18 protein-coding genes are annotated in these 14,898 nt (G+C 65.0%); 3 read left to right on the top strand and 15 right to left on the bottom strand.

What is annotated here, in order from left to right; translation table 11 throughout:
* Positions 1-98 precede the first annotated feature (98 nt).
* From ABS769_RS10185 to rlmE, 7 genes are all read right to left on the bottom strand, one after another.
* Positions 99-593 carry a CinA family protein gene (locus ABS769_RS10185; protein ID WP_023903749.1) on the bottom strand — a complete coding sequence of 165 codons (495 nt, stop codon included), beginning with the start codon at positions 591-593 and terminating at the stop codon, positions 99-101.
* Positions 594-787: 194 nt separating this feature from the next.
* A complete protein-coding gene (gene hflX / locus ABS769_RS10180; RefSeq protein ID WP_317061509.1) occupies positions 788-2,107 on the bottom strand; it encodes a ribosome rescue GTPase HflX in 1,320 nt (439 codons plus the stop codon).
* 11 nt (positions 2,108-2,118) lie between these two features.
* Complete coding sequence (hfq, locus tag ABS769_RS10175) at positions 2,119-2,397, bottom strand: RNA chaperone Hfq (RefSeq protein WP_043889764.1); 279 nt, start codon at positions 2,395-2,397, stop codon at positions 2,119-2,121.
* Between the two features lie 77 nt (positions 2,398-2,474).
* Positions 2,475-3,458, bottom strand: coding sequence for a tRNA (adenosine(37)-N6)-dimethylallyltransferase MiaA (gene miaA, locus ABS769_RS10170; RefSeq protein ID WP_317061510.1), 984 nt, complete (start codon positions 3,456-3,458; stop codon positions 2,475-2,477).
* Positions 3,458-4,360: a dihydropteroate synthase gene (folP, locus tag ABS769_RS10165; RefSeq protein WP_317061511.1), complete on the bottom strand. Its 903-nt coding sequence runs from the start codon at positions 4,358-4,360 to the stop codon at positions 3,458-3,460. Before folP ends, miaA begins: the two co-directional genes overlap by 1 nt.
* A 207-nt stretch (positions 4,361-4,567) precedes the next feature.
* Complete coding sequence (gene ftsH, locus ABS769_RS10160) at positions 4,568-6,508, bottom strand: ATP-dependent zinc metalloprotease FtsH (protein ID WP_317061512.1); 1,941 nt, start codon at positions 6,506-6,508, stop codon at positions 4,568-4,570.
* A 61-nt stretch (positions 6,509-6,569) separates the two neighbouring features.
* Positions 6,570-7,202, bottom strand: a complete 633-nt coding sequence (gene rlmE / locus ABS769_RS10155; protein WP_317061514.1) for a 23S rRNA (uridine(2552)-2'-O)-methyltransferase RlmE — start codon at positions 7,200-7,202, stop codon at positions 6,570-6,572.
* A gap of 65 nt (positions 7,203-7,267) precedes the next feature.
* Here rlmE and yhbY point away from each other — a divergent pair, with 65 nt between their 5' ends.
* Together yhbY and ABS769_RS10145 are read left to right on the top strand one after the other, a co-directional pair.
* Positions 7,268-7,573: a ribosome assembly RNA-binding protein YhbY gene (gene yhbY / locus ABS769_RS10150; RefSeq protein WP_317061515.1), complete on the top strand. Its 306-nt coding sequence runs from the start codon at positions 7,268-7,270 to the stop codon at positions 7,571-7,573.
* A gap of 15 nt (positions 7,574-7,588) precedes the next feature.
* Positions 7,589-7,969: an Mth938-like domain-containing protein gene (locus tag ABS769_RS10145; RefSeq protein ID WP_317061516.1), complete on the top strand. Its 381-nt coding sequence runs from the start codon at positions 7,589-7,591 to the stop codon at positions 7,967-7,969.
* Between the two features lie 175 nt (positions 7,970-8,144).
* On the opposite strand, the gene ABS769_RS10140 is transcribed toward ABS769_RS10145, so the two are convergent.
* Genes ABS769_RS10140 through surE form a run of 4 tightly spaced genes read right to left on the bottom strand, consistent with a single transcriptional unit; the run spans position 8,145 to position 11,007 of the window.
* Positions 8,145-8,921 carry a peptidoglycan DD-metalloendopeptidase family protein gene (locus ABS769_RS10140; RefSeq protein WP_317061517.1) on the bottom strand — a complete coding sequence of 259 codons (777 nt, stop codon included), beginning with the start codon at positions 8,919-8,921 and terminating at the stop codon, positions 8,145-8,147.
* Complete coding sequence (locus tag ABS769_RS10135) at positions 8,918-9,532, bottom strand: YqaA family protein (RefSeq protein ID WP_006453310.1); 615 nt, start codon at positions 9,530-9,532, stop codon at positions 8,918-8,920. The genes ABS769_RS10140 and ABS769_RS10135 overlap by 4 nt, the downstream gene beginning before the upstream one ends.
* 18 nt (positions 9,533-9,550) lie before the next feature.
* On the bottom strand, positions 9,551-10,231 hold the full coding sequence (locus ABS769_RS10130) for a protein-L-isoaspartate(D-aspartate) O-methyltransferase (RefSeq protein ID WP_006453312.1): 681 nt from the start codon (positions 10,229-10,231) through the stop codon (positions 9,551-9,553).
* Complete coding sequence (surE, locus tag ABS769_RS10125) at positions 10,228-11,007, bottom strand: 5'/3'-nucleotidase SurE (protein WP_023903742.1); 780 nt, start codon at positions 11,005-11,007, stop codon at positions 10,228-10,230. Before surE ends, ABS769_RS10130 begins: the two co-directional genes overlap by 4 nt.
* A 99-nt stretch (positions 11,008-11,106) precedes the next feature.
* Here surE and ABS769_RS10120 point away from each other — a divergent pair, with 99 nt between their 5' ends.
* Complete coding sequence (locus tag ABS769_RS10120; RefSeq protein ID WP_006453314.1) at positions 11,107-11,646, top strand: Smr/MutS family protein; 540 nt, start codon at positions 11,107-11,109, stop codon at positions 11,644-11,646.
* A gap of 123 nt (positions 11,647-11,769) precedes the next feature.
* Here the strand turns inward: ABS769_RS10120 and truD are convergent, their stop codons facing one another.
* The 4 genes from truD to ftsB form a co-directional block, all read right to left on the bottom strand.
* Positions 11,770-12,873 carry a tRNA pseudouridine(13) synthase TruD gene (gene truD / locus ABS769_RS10115; RefSeq protein ID WP_317061518.1) on the bottom strand — a complete coding sequence of 368 codons (1,104 nt, stop codon included), beginning with the start codon at positions 12,871-12,873 and terminating at the stop codon, positions 11,770-11,772.
* Positions 12,874-13,124: 251 nt separating this feature from the next.
* The gene (gene ispF, locus ABS769_RS10110; RefSeq protein WP_115038668.1) at positions 13,125-13,616 is read right to left on the bottom strand and encodes a 2-C-methyl-D-erythritol 2,4-cyclodiphosphate synthase; all 492 of its coding nucleotides are present in this window, start codon (positions 13,614-13,616) and stop codon (positions 13,125-13,127) included.
* 146 nt (positions 13,617-13,762) lie between these two features.
* A complete protein-coding gene (ispD, locus tag ABS769_RS10105; protein ID WP_317061519.1) occupies positions 13,763-14,536 on the bottom strand; it encodes a 2-C-methyl-D-erythritol 4-phosphate cytidylyltransferase in 774 nt (257 codons plus the stop codon).
* Positions 14,533-14,895 carry a cell division protein FtsB gene (ftsB, locus tag ABS769_RS10100; RefSeq protein WP_055828664.1) on the bottom strand — a complete coding sequence of 121 codons (363 nt, stop codon included), beginning with the start codon at positions 14,893-14,895 and terminating at the stop codon, positions 14,533-14,535. The genes ispD and ftsB overlap by 4 nt, the downstream gene beginning before the upstream one ends.
* Positions 14,896-14,898: the final 3 nt, after the last annotated feature.

Here is a 14,898-nt window from a genome sequence, read left to right as displayed (position 1 = left end):
CACGCATCGTCAGGCGAGCATCGCGGCGTTGGCAATCACACTTGTGCGACACATCAGACAGTTAATGCACCAGAGCGGCTGGCGCGCAGATCACGCGCTTACAGCAATGCGCTCAATCCGCGCAGCGCCGCAACCACGGTTTGCCGTCGCACTGCATCGCGATCGCCGTTGAACTGGAACAGCTGCGCAGTGGCATAACCACCACGACGCTTCCAGCCGATCCACACCGTGCCGACCGGCTTGTCCTCGCTGCCGCCACCCGGCCCGGCAATGCCGGTCACCGCCACGGCGATGCTGGCGCCGGAATTGACCAGCGCACCGGACACCATTTCGATCACCGTTTCGCGGCTGACCGCACCATGCACTTCCAACGTATGCGGACGCACGCCCAGCAATGCCTGCTTGGCCTCGTAGCTGTATGCGGCCATGCCGCAATCGAACCAGTGCGACGAACCCGCCACATCCGTCACCGCCTTGGCGATCCAGCCGCCGGTGCAACTCTCGGCGGTGACTAGGCGCTCGCGCGCAGCAAGCAGTTGCTGACCAAGGGTTTCGGCCAACTGCTGCAGTTCGAAATCGGCGGACATGGACATAGGCAAGGGAATAAAGAGGCAGCGAACGTTTTAGCCCAATTCGTCCCATCTGTCTGCGGCGGCTGCAGAAACGGGGCAGCCACGGCGTGCAGAGGTTCAGTGGCGATATGCACAAGGCAGGCTTACTGCTCGGCCCGCGCTGGATCGACTCGGGCGTTCTGCACAGTCGAGCCAACCCGACTGTGCAGTGCCGATCACGATTCCCAGTCTTCGCGGCGATCCGGCAGCATCGCACGCAGCGGTGCGCCGTCTTCGGTGGCGGCGAGCCGCTCGGCTTCGACCATCGGCAGATCGACGTCCAGCAACCAGCCATCCTCGTCGGATTGCTCGTTACGCACCACTTCCAGCTGATGCAGCTTGGAACGCAAGCGCCCCGCCGACGGCGGCAGCCGCAGCTGTCGGGTCAGATGACGCAGATCCAGCCGCTGGCCGAGTGCGTGTTGCAACTCTTCCAGCCCGCGTCCATCGCGCGCAGAGACCCACACGCGTTCGCGCCGCGCCTGGTCGGGGATGCCGTCCTGTGCATCGTGACGCACTTGCGCGCCCTCGATCTTGTCGATCTTGTTGAACACCAGCAGCTGCGGCAGATCGCCCGCGCCGACCGCATGCAACACCTCATCGACCTGGCGGATGCGTTCTTCGCGCAACGGGTCGGCCGCATCGACGATGTGCAACAACAGATCGGCGTCGCGTGCTTCGGACAGGGTCGAGCGGAACGCGGCGACCAGTTGGTGCGGCAGATCGCGTACGAAGCCGACCGTATCGGCCAAAATCGCGCTACCGCCCGGCAATGCGATGCGGCGCACGGTGGGATCGAGCGTGGCAAACAATTGATCGGCCACGTAGGCCTCGGCACCGGTCAGCGCATTGAACAGCGTCGATTTGCCGGCGTTGGTGTAGCCGACCAAGGCAATGCGCGGCAGTTCGCTGCGCATGCGCGCGCGGCGCATCTGGGTGCGCTGCACCTCGACCTTTTCCAGCCGCTGTTGCAACTGCTCCACCCGCTTCTGCAGCAGGCGGCGGTCGGTTTCCAGCTGGGTTTCGCCGGGGCCCCGAAGGCCGATCGCACCGCCACGCTGACGCTCCAGGTGGGTCCAGCCGCGCACCAGCCGGGTGGCCATGTGCCGCAATTGCGCCAGCTCGACCTGCAGCTTGCCTTCATGGCTGCGCGCACGTTGCGCGAAGATATCCAGGATCAGCCCGGTGCGGTCGATCACGCGCCGCTCCAGGTAGCGCTCCAGATTGCGCTCCTGGCCCGGCGACAAGGTGTGGTTGACCAGCACCAGATCCGCGCCGGTGGCTTCGGCAGCCGCCTTGACCTCTTCCAGCTTGCCGCTGCCGATCAGGGTCGACGGGCTCGGTTTGTCGATGCGCGCGGTGAGCGTGGCCGCGATCGTGGCGCCCGCCGACTTTGCAAGGTCGGCGAACTCCTCCAGCACATCCTCTTCGGCAGGCCCACCGGAGTGGGTCTGAATCAACAGCGCATGTTCACCCTTACGTGAGCGATCAAACACGCACTACTCCATTACTGCTCGACGTCGTCATCTTCCGCCTGGTTGCCTTCATTGGGTTGCACATAACCACCGCCCGGTCCCACGCGCACATTGCGCGCCGGCACAACCGTGGAGATGGCGTGCTTGTAAACCATCTGACTCACGGTGTTGCGCAGTAGCACCACGAACTGATCGAACGACTCGATCGTGCCCTGCAGCTTGATGCCGTTGACCAGATACACAGAGACCGGCACCCGCTCGCGCCGCAGCGCGTTGAGGAATGGATCCTGTAAAGATTGCCCCTTAGCCATCGAAAACTCCTCTTCATTATTGTTCTTATTGTCCCGGTCGACACCTGCCATCCCCAGCCGGCCCCGGAAACGGGATGTTACACGCCTGAAGCCTGCGGCACAGCGGGACGATGAGCGAGGAAGCCGACAAGTGCGGCTTCCAATTGATGGCGGTCACGCTCCGGATCGAACCAGCGCGCGTCGAGCTCGCCACGCAGCCAGGTGAGTTGCCGCTTGGCCAGTTGACGCGTCGCATGGATGGCTTTTTCGCGGAACTGCGCCAGGCTGCCGGCGCCATCCAGATACTCCCAGGCCTGGCGATAACCGACCGCGCGGATCGCAGGCAGATCCAGCGGCGCGGCAACCGCGCGCAGTTGCGGTGCCGCGCGCAGACGCTCCACTTCGGCCAGAAAATCCTGCGCCAGCATGGCGTCCAGTCGCTGTTCGATCCGCGCATGCAGCACTGCGCGCTCGCGCGGCGCCAGCACCACCTTCAACACCCGCACCGGCAGGCGCGGGCCTGGCGGTAGCGCCTGCCAATAGCTGATCGGCCTGCCGCTGATGCGGTAGACCTCCAACGCCCGCTGGATGCGCTGCGGATCGGTAGTGTGGATCCGCGCAGCTGCAATCGGATCGACCTGCGCCAGTTGTGCATGCAGCGCGGACCAGCCGAGTTGTTCGGCTTCGGCTGCGATCGTCAAGCGAACCTGCGGATCGGCTTCGGGCAGCTGCGACAGTCCTTCCAGCAAGGCGCGAAAGTACAGTCCGGTGCCGCCGGCGAGAATCGGCAACTTGCCGCGCGCCACAATCTGATCGATCGCCTGCCGCGCGTCGCTGGCGAACTCCGCCGCCGAATAGATCTGCCAGGGATCGCGCAGATCGAGCAGATGATGCGGCACGGCTGCACGCATGGCGGCATCCGGCTTGGCCGCGCCGATCTCCAGCCCGCGATACACCAGTGCCGAATCGACGCTGACGATCTCGCCATTCCAGCGCTGCGCTGCTTCCAGTGCCAGCGCGGTCTTGCCGCTGGCGGTCGGGCCCATCAACGCGATCGCGAGCGGGCGTCGGTCGGCCGGCATCAGTCCTCGTCCGGCCAACGGATGGTCGGTGCCGCAGGCGCACTCACGCGCGGCACGGGGATTGCCGACATCGCACTCCACACCTTCAAGGCATCCACGGTCGCGGCCACATCGTGCACGCGCAGCAACAGGGCACCGTGTTGCGCGGCAATCAGGTGCGCGGCGATCGAACCGTATACGCGGTCTGCGGCAATCTCGCGGCCGGTCAACTCGCCGATGCTGCGCTTGCGCGACAGCCCTGCCAGCACCGGCAGGCCAAATTCCTGCAGGCGCTGCAGCTGTGCCAGCACGGTAAGGTTATGTGTGGTGGTCTTGTCGAAGCCGAAGCCCGGGTCGAGGATCAACCGGCGTTTGTCGATGCCGGCCATTTCGGCGGCGAAGATGCGCTCGGCCAGAAAGCGGTGCACCTCGGCCACCACGTCGTCGTAGTGCGGCGCCTCCTGCATCGCATGTGGTGCGCTCCGTGCGTGCATCAGCACCACCGGCACCCGCAACTCGGCTGCCGCGTCCAGCGCGCCCGGCGAGCGCAGCGCATGCACGTCGTTGATCATGCCGGCGCCGGCTGCGACCGCCGCACGCATTATCTCCGGCTTGAAGGTATCCACACTGATCGGCACGCCGGTCTGCTGCGCCAATGCCTGGATCACCGGGATCACACGTTGCAGTTCTTCTTCCAGCGACACCGGTGTGGCGCCAGGACGGGTGGATTCACCGCCGATATCCAGCACCGCAGCGCCTTCCTCGACCAGACGCAGGCCGTGCGCAATGGCGGCCTCGCAGCTGGCGTGCTGGCCGCCATCGGAAAACGAATCCGGTGTGACATTGACGACGCCCATCACCTGCGGCGCATCCAGTCGCAGGATGCGACCGGCGCAATCCAGCTTGAGGGCGGTGTCGAACATCGTGGGGTTCTCCTGGAGCGGTTGCGATGGGTGGCGATTGGTGCGCACTGCCGTGGCGCGCGTGTTTTGCGATCTGCCGAATGCATTATCAACCGAGGCCGCCAAATGACCGAGGCCGGGAGCTGCGTTGGTCAGCGTCCAAACGCATCAAGGCCGGGAATCGCTCCCCGGCCTTGATGGATGCTGCTGCAGCTGACCGATGCGTAGTTACAGCTGCTCGGCAGGCCCTGCAATCGGCGGCAACGGACGTGGGCTGCCCTTGTCGTTGTTGTTGCCACCGTCCTTGTCGGACTTGCCCCAACCGGCCGGCGGCGGCGGCTCGCGGCCTTCCATGATGGCGTCGATCTGCGGCACGTCGATGGTTTCGTACTGCAGCAACAACTGCGACATCGCGTGCAGCTTGTCCAGGTTCTCGGTGAGGATGGCCTTGGTCTTGCTGTAGGCCTTGTCCAGGATCGAGCGCACCACTTCGTCGATCTTGCGCGCGGTCTCGTCGGAGACATTCTTGTGCTGGGTCACCGAACGGCCCAGGAACACCTCGTCTTCTTCCTCGCCATATGCCACCGGGCCGAGCTCGTCGGACAAGCCCCACTTGGTGACCATGTTGCGCGCCATCTTGGTCGCGCGTTCGATGTCATTGGACGCGCCGGTGGTGACCTTGTCGCCACCGAAGATCAACTCCTCGGCAACACGGCCGCCGTAGAGCGAGCACAGCTGCGATTCGATCGCCACGCGGTTCATCGAGTAACGGTCGCCTTCCGGCAGATACATCGTCACGCCGAGCGCGCGACCGCGCGGAATGATGGTGACCTTGTAGACCGGGTCGTGCTCCGGCACCAGACGGCCGACGATAGCGTGACCCGCTTCGTGGTACGCGGTCAGCGTCTTCTCGTCCTCGCTCATGGCCATCGAGCGACGCTCGGCGCCCATCAGGATCTTGTCGCGGGCACGGTCGAAGTGGTCCATGCGGACTTCCTTCTCGCTACCGCGCGCCGCAAACAACGCCGCTTCATTACACAGGTTGGCCAGATCGGCACCCGAGAAACCCGGCGTACCGCGTGCGATGACCATCGGCACCACGTCGTCGGCCAGCGGCAGCTTGCGCATGTGCACACGCAGGATCTGCTCGCGCCCCTTGACGTCCGGCAACCCGACCACAACCTGGCGATCGAAACGACCCGGACGCAGCAACGCCGGATCCAGCACGTCGGGACGGTTGGTGGCCGCGATCACGATCACGCCTTCGCCGCCTTCAAAGCCGTCCATTTCGACCAGCAGCTGGTTCAAGGTCTGCTCGCGCTCGTCATGCCCGCCGCCGAGACCGGCGCCGCGATGACGGCCCACTGCATCGATTTCGTCGATGAAGATGATGCACGGCGCGTGCTTCTTGGCCTGCTCGAACATGTCGCGCACACGGCTCGCGCCGACGCCGACGAACATTTCGACAAAGTCCGAACCGGAGATGCTGAAGAACGGCACCTTGGCTTCGCCAGCGATGGCGCGGGCCAGCAGCGTCTTACCGGTACCCGGCGGGCCGACCATCAACACGCCGCGCGGAATCTTGCCGCCCAGCTTGGTGAACTTGGTCGGGTCGCGCAGGAAGTCGACCAGCTCGCTGACTTCCTCCTTGGCCTCGTCACAACCGGCAACGTCGGCAAAGGTGATCTTGACCTGGTCCTCGCCCTGCAGCTTGGCGCGCGATTTGCCAAAGCTCATCGCACCCTTGGCACCGCCGCCACCGCCCTGCATCTGGCGCATGATGAACAGCCAGAAGCCGATGATCAGGATGACCGGCAGGAAGTTGAGCACCAACGACCAGAAACCAGGGCCGGTAGAGGGCTTCTGGCGGGTCATTTCGATGTTCTTGCTGTACAGCACGTCGACCAGCTTGTCGTCGCGCGGACCGTAGACGGTGGCTTCGCTGCCGTCGGTGCGCTTGAAGCGGATCGCGTTGACGGCCAAGTTGGTCTCATCGGTGTAGTCCACCGACTTGACGCGCCCGGAGTCCACTTCCTTCAGGAACTGGGTGTAGGTGATCGAGTCGGGGCCGACGCCGCCTGCCATCCGCGGCGAGAAGCTCTGGAAGACGACCATCAGCACAACCGCGACGACCACCCACAGCAGCAGATTCTTGGTCAAGTCGTTCATCCTCATTGGCTCCGGTGCCCTCTACTCTTCAAATTCTTGAAACACGGTGGTCATTGGCAGCTTACTTGATCTGGGCACGCTTGCCCTGACTAAGCGCATAAACTTCCGGGGAGCGCTTGCGCGAGGCCGCCGGTTTGCGAATCGTCACCTTCTCATAGCGGCGGCGAAGCTCGCGAATGTAGTCGTCGGATCCAACACCCTGAAACAGCTTGATCAAAAATGCCCCACCCGTCTTGAGGTGGTTGTCGGCAAATTCCATCGCCAGTTCCGCCAGGTGCATCATCCGCGGTTGGTCGACCGCATCCATGCCACTCTTATTGGGGGCCATATCGGACAGAACAAGGTCCACCGGCACATCGCCCAACATCGCTTCGAATTCCGATAGGACGGCTTGTTCCCTGAAGTCGCCATGAAGGAACTCCACCCCGGCCAGCGGGGGCATCTCCAGGATGTCCAGCGCCAGTACCCGGCCGGTGTCGCCCAGCGACCTGCGCACCTGCTGACACCAGCCGCCAGGCGCGGCGCCCAGATCGACCACCACCATGTCCGGCTTGAGCAGACGGTCGCGCTGGAGCAATTCCTCCAGCTTGTAGGCAGCGCGCGAGCGCATGCCTTCGGCCTGAGCCTTCTTCACGTAAGGGTCGGCGAAGTGTTCCTTGAGCCAGCGCTGGCTGCTTTTACTGCGGGAGGGCATTGGCAAAGGGGTCCGAACGGGTCGCCATGATACCCTGAACACCCTTTGCTTCCCTTTGATCCTGCATGTCCATTGTTCTCACCTCCGCCCAGAACCGTTTCCTGCGCGGCCAGGCCCACGATCTCAAAGCACTGCTGCAAACCGGCGGCAAAGGGGTCACGCCGGCATTTCTGGCCGAACTCGAGGAAGTGCTCGAGCGCCACGAACTGATCAAGGTGAAGATGGCATCGGAGGATCGCGAGGCCCGCGACGCCATGATTGCCGACATTATCCAGAAGACCGGCAGCGCGCTGGTGCAGCGGATCGGCCATGTCGCCATTCTTTACCGCCCCAGCAAGGAAAAGCGCCAGATCGTGTTGCCACGCGGCTGACCTGACGAGTTCGTTATGCCTTTAAGCCAGGAACATCCCGACTACACCTATGCGCTGCGCGCGGCCGATGGCCGCCATGCCAAGGTGAACGAGCGCATCTTGCAGCAGAGCTTCATCCTGATGCCCGATGAACTGGTCGAACGCTGGCCAGTGCCCAACCTGAAACAGCTCCAGGCGGGGCATATGAACGCGGTGCTGGCGCTGGCCCCGGCGGTGATCCTGCTGGGTACCGGCGAGCGCCAGCAGTTTCCGACCACCGATGTCCTGGCGGCCTGCCTGACGCGTGGCATCGGGCTGGAAGCGATGACCAATGCGGCCGCGGCGCGCACGTATAACGTGCTGGCCAGCGAAGGCCGCCGGGTGGCGCTGGCGATGATTCTGGAAGGCCGGGATTAGGGAGTCGGGATTGGGGATTCGTAAACGCAGGCTGGAGCAGGTTTCGCTCTCAGGCGAACGGCGGCAGCGATGCCTCAAGCGATTTTCCTGCCGCTAGAAAGCGCCTTCCGCGCAGCACCATCAGCCCAGCGCCGTTGCCGTTGCGAATCCCGAATCCCGAATCCCCATTCCCGAATCACTTCTTCGGCAGATACAGCAGCGGATCGACCGGCTTGCCGTTGTAGCGAATTTCGAAGTGCAGCATGTCGCGGGCGGCACCGCTGCGGCCCATCTCGGCGATCTGCTGGCCGGCCTTCACGCTCTGGCCTTCGTTGAGCAGGCGCTTGCGGTTGTGCCCGTAGGCGGACAGCCACTGGTCGTTGTGCTTGATAATGATCAGCTCGCCGTAGCCGACCAGGCCGGCGCCGGAATATACCACCACGCCATCGGCAGCGGCACGTACCGCCTGCCCGCTGGCACCGGCGATATCCACGCCCTGCTTGGTGGTCTCGCCGGCGACAAAGGTGCCGACCACCACACCATCAGCCGGCCAGCGCCACTGGAATCCACTACTGACAGGTGCAGTGATCGGTGCAGTCGGCCGCGGCGGAACCACCGTGCCGGCCGTCGAGGTGCTGCTTCCCGGCCTGCTGGCACTACCCGGATACAGCTTGAGCGTCTGGCCGGGATAGATGGTGTTCGGTGAGGACAGCCCGTTCCAGGCCGCCAGGTCCGGCGCAGTGATGTTGGTCCGGCGCGAAATGGCGTACAGCGTATCGCCGCGCTGGACAGTGACGGTCGCACCTGGGCGCGGCACTGAGGGACGCGCAGCCGCAGACGGACGCGAGGACGACGAACCACCGCCGGCGCCGGGCGAACGCACCACCGTGGCGCTGCTGCAGGCGGTCAACCCGGCTGCGACTACGAGCATCACTGCTGTCTTACGTACCGAATTCATCTGCAACGTGCTCATCCGTTCATTGTCTTCCACACCAACCATCCTGCGCCCGCGGCCAGGACGGCCATGGCCACCCAGCCCAGCGGCTCGATCCAGCGATGCAGCGCTGCCTCGGCGCGTGCGCCACCCAACCGGATCGCGCCGGCCACCAGATACACGCGCTTGCCGCGCCCCACCAGCATGCTGGCGATGAAGGGCAGGATCGGTACACCGACCACGCCCGAGGCCCAGGTAAAGATCTTCAGCGGAATCGGGGTGAAGCCCACCAGCACCAGCGCCCAGAAGGCCTTCCACGGCGACTCGGCCACCAGTGCGCGCAGCATCTCGATCTGCGCCTGGATCTTCACGCTCCAGCCTAGCCATTCGATCACCGGCTGCAACGCGGCAAAGGCGAAATGGCCGAGCAGATAGCCGACCAGCGCGCCGCACACCGAGCCGATCAGGCTCAAGGTGGCGAACCACAACGCACGCTTGGGCTCGGCTAGCGACATCGGCGCCAGCATCACTTCCGGCGGCACCGGGAAGATGAAGCCCTCAACGAAACTGAGGCCGGTCAGCAGCGCAGGTGCGCGCCGGTTGCGCGACCAACGAATGGCCACGTCGTACAACGGCCCGAAGATCTTCATCGAGGAACTCTCATGGATTCAATCCAGCATGCCCGACAACAACGGGACGAACGTGACCGGCGCCAGAACCTGCTGTTCGATCGCGCCGTCGGCACCACGCGTGAGTTGCATCAGCGATTGCGAGGACGCACCACCGACCGGGGCGACCAGCCGCCCGCCGACCGCCAGTTGATCGACCAGCGCATCCACCAGCGCCGGAGCGGCGGCCGTGACCACGATGGCGTCGTACGGGCCATGCTCGGGCCAACCGATGCGGCCGTCGTCGTGCTTGCTGCGCACGTTCATGCCCAGATGCCGGAAGCGCTTGCGCGCCTGCCGTAGCAGGTCGCCGATGCGCTCGACGGTGTAGACCTCCAGGCCCAGCGCGGCCAGGATCGCGCCCTGATAGCCGGAGCCGGTGCCCACTTCCAGCACCTTGGTCGGGCCGACCTGCAGCACCGCCTCGGTCATGCGCGCGACCACCCAGGGCTGCGAGATGGTCTGGCCGTGGCCGATCGGCAATGCGGTGTCTTCGTAGGCGCGCGAGGCCAGCGCTTCATCGATGAACAGATGGCGCGGCACGGTACGCACCGCGTTGAGCGTGGCCTCGTCCTGGATGCCGGCCTCGCGCAGGCGCTCGACCAGCCGGTCGCGCACGCGTTGCGAGGTCATGCCGATCCCCACCGACTCCGGTTGCAGCAGACGCAGCCTCGGCGTCATGCCGGTGCGTCCAGTGCGGCAGTCAGGCCACCGACCCAGCCAGCGACGGTTTCCAGCGCCTGATAGCGGGTGAGGTCGACATGGATCGGGGTGATCGAGATATGCCCGGTGCGCACGGCGTGGAAATCGGTGCCGGCGCCGGCATCCTGCTCGGGACCGGCCGGGCCGATCCAGTACACGGTACGGCCGCGCGGATCGCGCTGCGGCACGCAGGGCTCGGAACGGTGGCGGTTGCCGAGCCGGGTGACTTCGAAACCGAGCACATCCGACCAGGCCAGATCCGGCACGTTGACGTTGAGGATGGTGTCGGCGGGCAAGGGATCGGATTTGAGCCGCGCCACGATCTCCACCGCTGCGCGTGCGGCGGTTTCGTAGTGATGCGCTTCATGGTTGTGCGTCACCAACGAGACCGCCACTGCGGGCAAGCCTAGAAAGCGGCCCTCCATCGCGGCAGACACGGTGCCCGAATAGATCACGTCGTCGCCCAGATTGGCCGAGTTGTTGATGCCGGAGACCACGATGTCCGGGTCGTAATCGAGCATGCCGGTCAGCGCCAGATGCACGCAGTCGGTCGGCGTGCCGGCAACCGCGCAAGTCTGCGCGTCAATGCGGCGGGTGCGGATCGGCACGTCCAGCGTCAGCGAATTGCTGGCGCCGGAGCGGTCGCGGTCAGGGGCGACCACCATCACTTCATGACCGGCACGCCGCAGCGCCTCGGCCAGAATCTGGATGCCGGGGGCGTCGACACCGTCGTCGTTGCTAACCAGTACGCGCATGGGACTCCTCGGAAAACCGGGTCATGATACCGGATGCGTCCCTCGCCTTCGCGCTTGATCTTCGCTTGCACCTGAGGTTGGGCACGTTACGCTGTGACCATGTCGCATCCTGAAGACGAAGACGACGGCGCGTTGTTCCGCGCAGCGATTGGCGCGGTCAAGCCGATTCGTGAAGTCGCCCCCCCTGCCAACGCCAAACCGCGCCCGAAGCCGCGCGCGCGCATGGCCGAGCGCGACGACGCCGAAGCGCACACCGAATTCGCACGTCTGCTACGCGACAGCGCGCCGTTGGAGGCGGGCGACACCGCCAGTTATCGGCGCGAGAATCTTCCCACCCGATTGTTTCAGCGGCTCAAGCGCGGCCAGTTCTCGATCCAGGACGAACTGGATCTGCATGGCGCCACTGCGGCGCAAGCCGAATCGTTGTTGCGGCAGTTCCTGCTCGATGCGCATGCGCACGAACACGGCTGCGTGCGCATCATCCACGGCAAAGGCCTGCAGTCGGATAACGGCGCGCCGGTGCTGAAGAACCTGATGGACCGTCTGTTGCGCCAGCGCAACGATGTACTGGCGTTTCATTCGGCGCCGGCTACGCAAGGCGGCACGGGAGCGCTGTTGGTGTTGTTGGCGCGGCGCTAGGGAAGATGCGCTGGCGCATTGTTCGGTTTTATCGGTAACGCCCGTCGCGGCCAGGGCCGCTCCTACAACTCCTCGGCTCCGGCAACGTTTGTTTGCGCTGCGCGTCGCCGCACGACGCAAAACTCAAGTGTCGGAACGGACACTGGCCATGCCGCGACCGGCGTCGATCACCTCGCCCAGCTCCCACAGCACCGCGGTGGCGTAGCAGCCCGGCGGCAGTGCGAATTCGACCTGCAGGGTCTGCGCATCCAGCCAGCGGTAGTCCAATCCTTGCGGGCGCAAACGCAAGGCGCGGCGCTCCTGCTTCAAGCCAGCGGCTTCCAGACCGATCCGCAGCGCCTCGGATTGTGGATCGGACAACGCGCCCTGCTCCACTGCTGCCGCCTGGTCGGTCGAGCGCAGCTCACCCACGCCCCACAACGGGCCACTGGGATGGATATCGAAACGCGCCAGCCGCTCGGCCAGCACCTCGCTCCACGGCTCGGGACCGAACACGCTGCGTGAGCCATCCAGCATCCAGGCCTCGCCCTCCAGCGCGGCGTCCCAACTGCCCTGCTCCACACGTGCAGTGAGCACGCGATTGAACAGTGCTGAGCGCGCCGCCGACAACAATATCGAACGTTGATCGTTGCGCAGACGCCGCTTCGGTGCCGGCACCAACGCACCGTCGACCTCCTGGGTATAGCCGAACATCGCCAACGCCGATGCCACGTTGCCACCATCGCGACCGAAGCGTTGTTCGCCGAACCAGTTGGGAATGCCGCGTGTGGCGATCGCTTGCAAGCGTTGCTCGATCGCGTCGCGTTCGCCCTGCACCTGGCGCAGCGTCAACACAAAGCGATTGCCGTGCAGCGCGCCGCGTTGCAGCTTACGGTTGTGCCAGGTGCTATCGACCACCTGCATTTCGTCGTCGTCGAGCGCAGCGATGTCCGGCGCGATACGTTTGGGCAGATGCACGCTGAAACGCTGCGTGGTCACCGCATGGCGATCCTTCAAGCCGGCGTAGCTGACGCCCATTTCCGCAATGCCCGCCCACAGCGCAAGTTTCTTGGCGATATACGCGGTGTTCTGGCCACGTTTGCGCACGCTGAGCAACAGGTGCTCGCCTTCGCCGGAGGCTTCGAATGCAGGCAGCTCATCGACCTGAAAATCTTCGGGAGTGCTGCGCATTGCTGCGCCAAGGACCGCAGCGCCATGCGCGCGCGGCAGAACAGAGGTGTCGCTCATGCTGTGGTTGACCTTCGCGCCGACGTGTCGTGCGCTGTGTGCCGAGTGCCTCGGCGCGGTGGTGTCGCATTGCAACGCCGACGCGAGCCCGGCGTGCGTGACTGCGAGTTAGAGCGGCTAAAAACCTGGCCGGCAGGCGTCAGGTGAGTGTGGACGGCACGCTCGGAACCGCAGGGTACGCGTGCGACATGCTGTAACGAGCATCGGCCGCGCCCGCCTGACGATGAGCGCCGTGGTTTTGTTGGTCGCCGTCAGGCTGCGATCCTGCCGAGCAACACCGCCGCCTGCGCAGCGATGCCCTCGCTGCGACCGGTGAAGCCGAGTTGTTCACTGGTGGTGGCCTTGACGCTGACCGCATCGAGCTCGATCGCCAGCAGCCCGGCGATGCGTTCGCGCATTGCGAGCGCATGCGGGCCGATCTTGGGGCGCTCGCAGATCACGGTGATGTCGGCATTGCCCACGCGCCAGCCACGCTCGCGCAGCAAGTGATCGCAGTGCTGCAGAAACTGCGCGCTGTCGGCATCCTTCCAGCGCGCGTCGGACGGCGGAAAATGCTGACCGATATCGCCCAGCGCCAGCGCACCCAGCATTGCATCGCACAGCGCATGCAATACCACGTCGCCATCGCTGTGCGCGAGCACGCCATGGCTGTGCGCCACGCGCACCCCGCCCAGCATCACGTGGTCGCCCGCACCGAACGCATGCACATCGTAGCCCTGACCGATTCGAACATTGAAAGACATGGAAATTCCGTGGTGAGTGAGATTGCCCAACAACAGGGAGCAAGCTGTCGTTTAGGTCGGCATGGACGTTGCAGAGAGACCGCAGTGTACGAGTGGCCTACACAGCCGGTTCCGCAAACCGGCCTGGCAATCGTTCGACAGCCGCTCTAAAGCGTGTTGACGTCGTGATTGGCACCGGCAAACAGCGCATCGTTGCGTGTAGCCACTAATTCGGCATCCACCGCCACGCCGCGACGTGCCAGTTCGAATTCGAACCGTGCCAGGTCAACCGGCGTGGTCACCTTGAAGTTGTCCTCGGCACCTTCCACCAGCAACGGACGCAATCCCAACCGTTCCATCGCCATCGCCTCGTCGGTCACGTCGACACCAGCGGCCGATGCTTCGGTAAGGCCACGGATCAGTTGATGGCGACGAAACAGCTGCGGGGTCAGCGCGCGCCACAGACGCTCGCGCGGCTCGGTGGCATCAATGCCGCCATCGTCGCCGGCCCGCTTGAGGGTATCGCGCACCGGTGCGGCCAGGATCGCGCCGACCGGATCGCCGCGACCGATTTCCAGCAAGCGCTCCAGATCGGCCAGCGCCAGATTGGGACGTGCGGCATCGTGCACCAGTACAAAGTCGTCGGCGCGCACGCTCTCGGGCAAGGCCAGCAATCCAGCCAGCACCGATGCGGCGCGGGTCACGCCGCCCACGCAGGTCAACACCGGCTTGGACTGCACCGCCGTCCAACCCGGCCAGTCGGCATCGTCGGGCGCGATCGCCACGACAATTCCGGCCACCACCGGATGCGCTGCCAGTGCCGCCAGCGTGTAAGCCATCAAAGGCTGACCAGCAGCATGCAGATATTGTTTGGGGACCTGCCCGCCAAAGCGCGTGCCGCGCCCGGCGGCCGGCACGATCGCCCAGATCGAACCGCTCATGGCTGTTCCGCCGGAGCGGTTGCGGCGGGCGCCTCGGGTTCGGTCGACGGCGCGGCCACTGCGGGCGGCAGCGGCGGCGCATCCTCGACCACGCGATAGAACGTCTCGCCCGGCTTGATCATGCCCAGCTCGCTCCGTGCGCGTTCCTCGATTGCCGCCTCGCCGTCCTTCAAATCCTTCACCTCTGCTGCCAACGCCTGGTTGCGTTGGCGCAGACCTTCGTTGTCCTGTGTCTGATGCGCGACCTGGGCTTCCAGCATCATGACTTCGCCGGAATTCCCAGGCCCGAACCAGAAGCGGTACTGCAGCCAAGCCAGCAGCACCGCCAGCACCAGCAGTAGCCAGCGCCAGTTGCGCACGAC

Origin of the sequence: Xanthomonas hortorum (genome assembly GCF_040279205.1) — a bacterium.
Classification (GTDB): Bacteria; Pseudomonadota; Gammaproteobacteria; order Xanthomonadales; family Xanthomonadaceae; genus Xanthomonas; species Xanthomonas hortorum_F.
The sequence above is the reverse complement of the archived record's forward strand: the minus strand, read 5'-3'. Positions and strand labels throughout refer to the sequence as shown.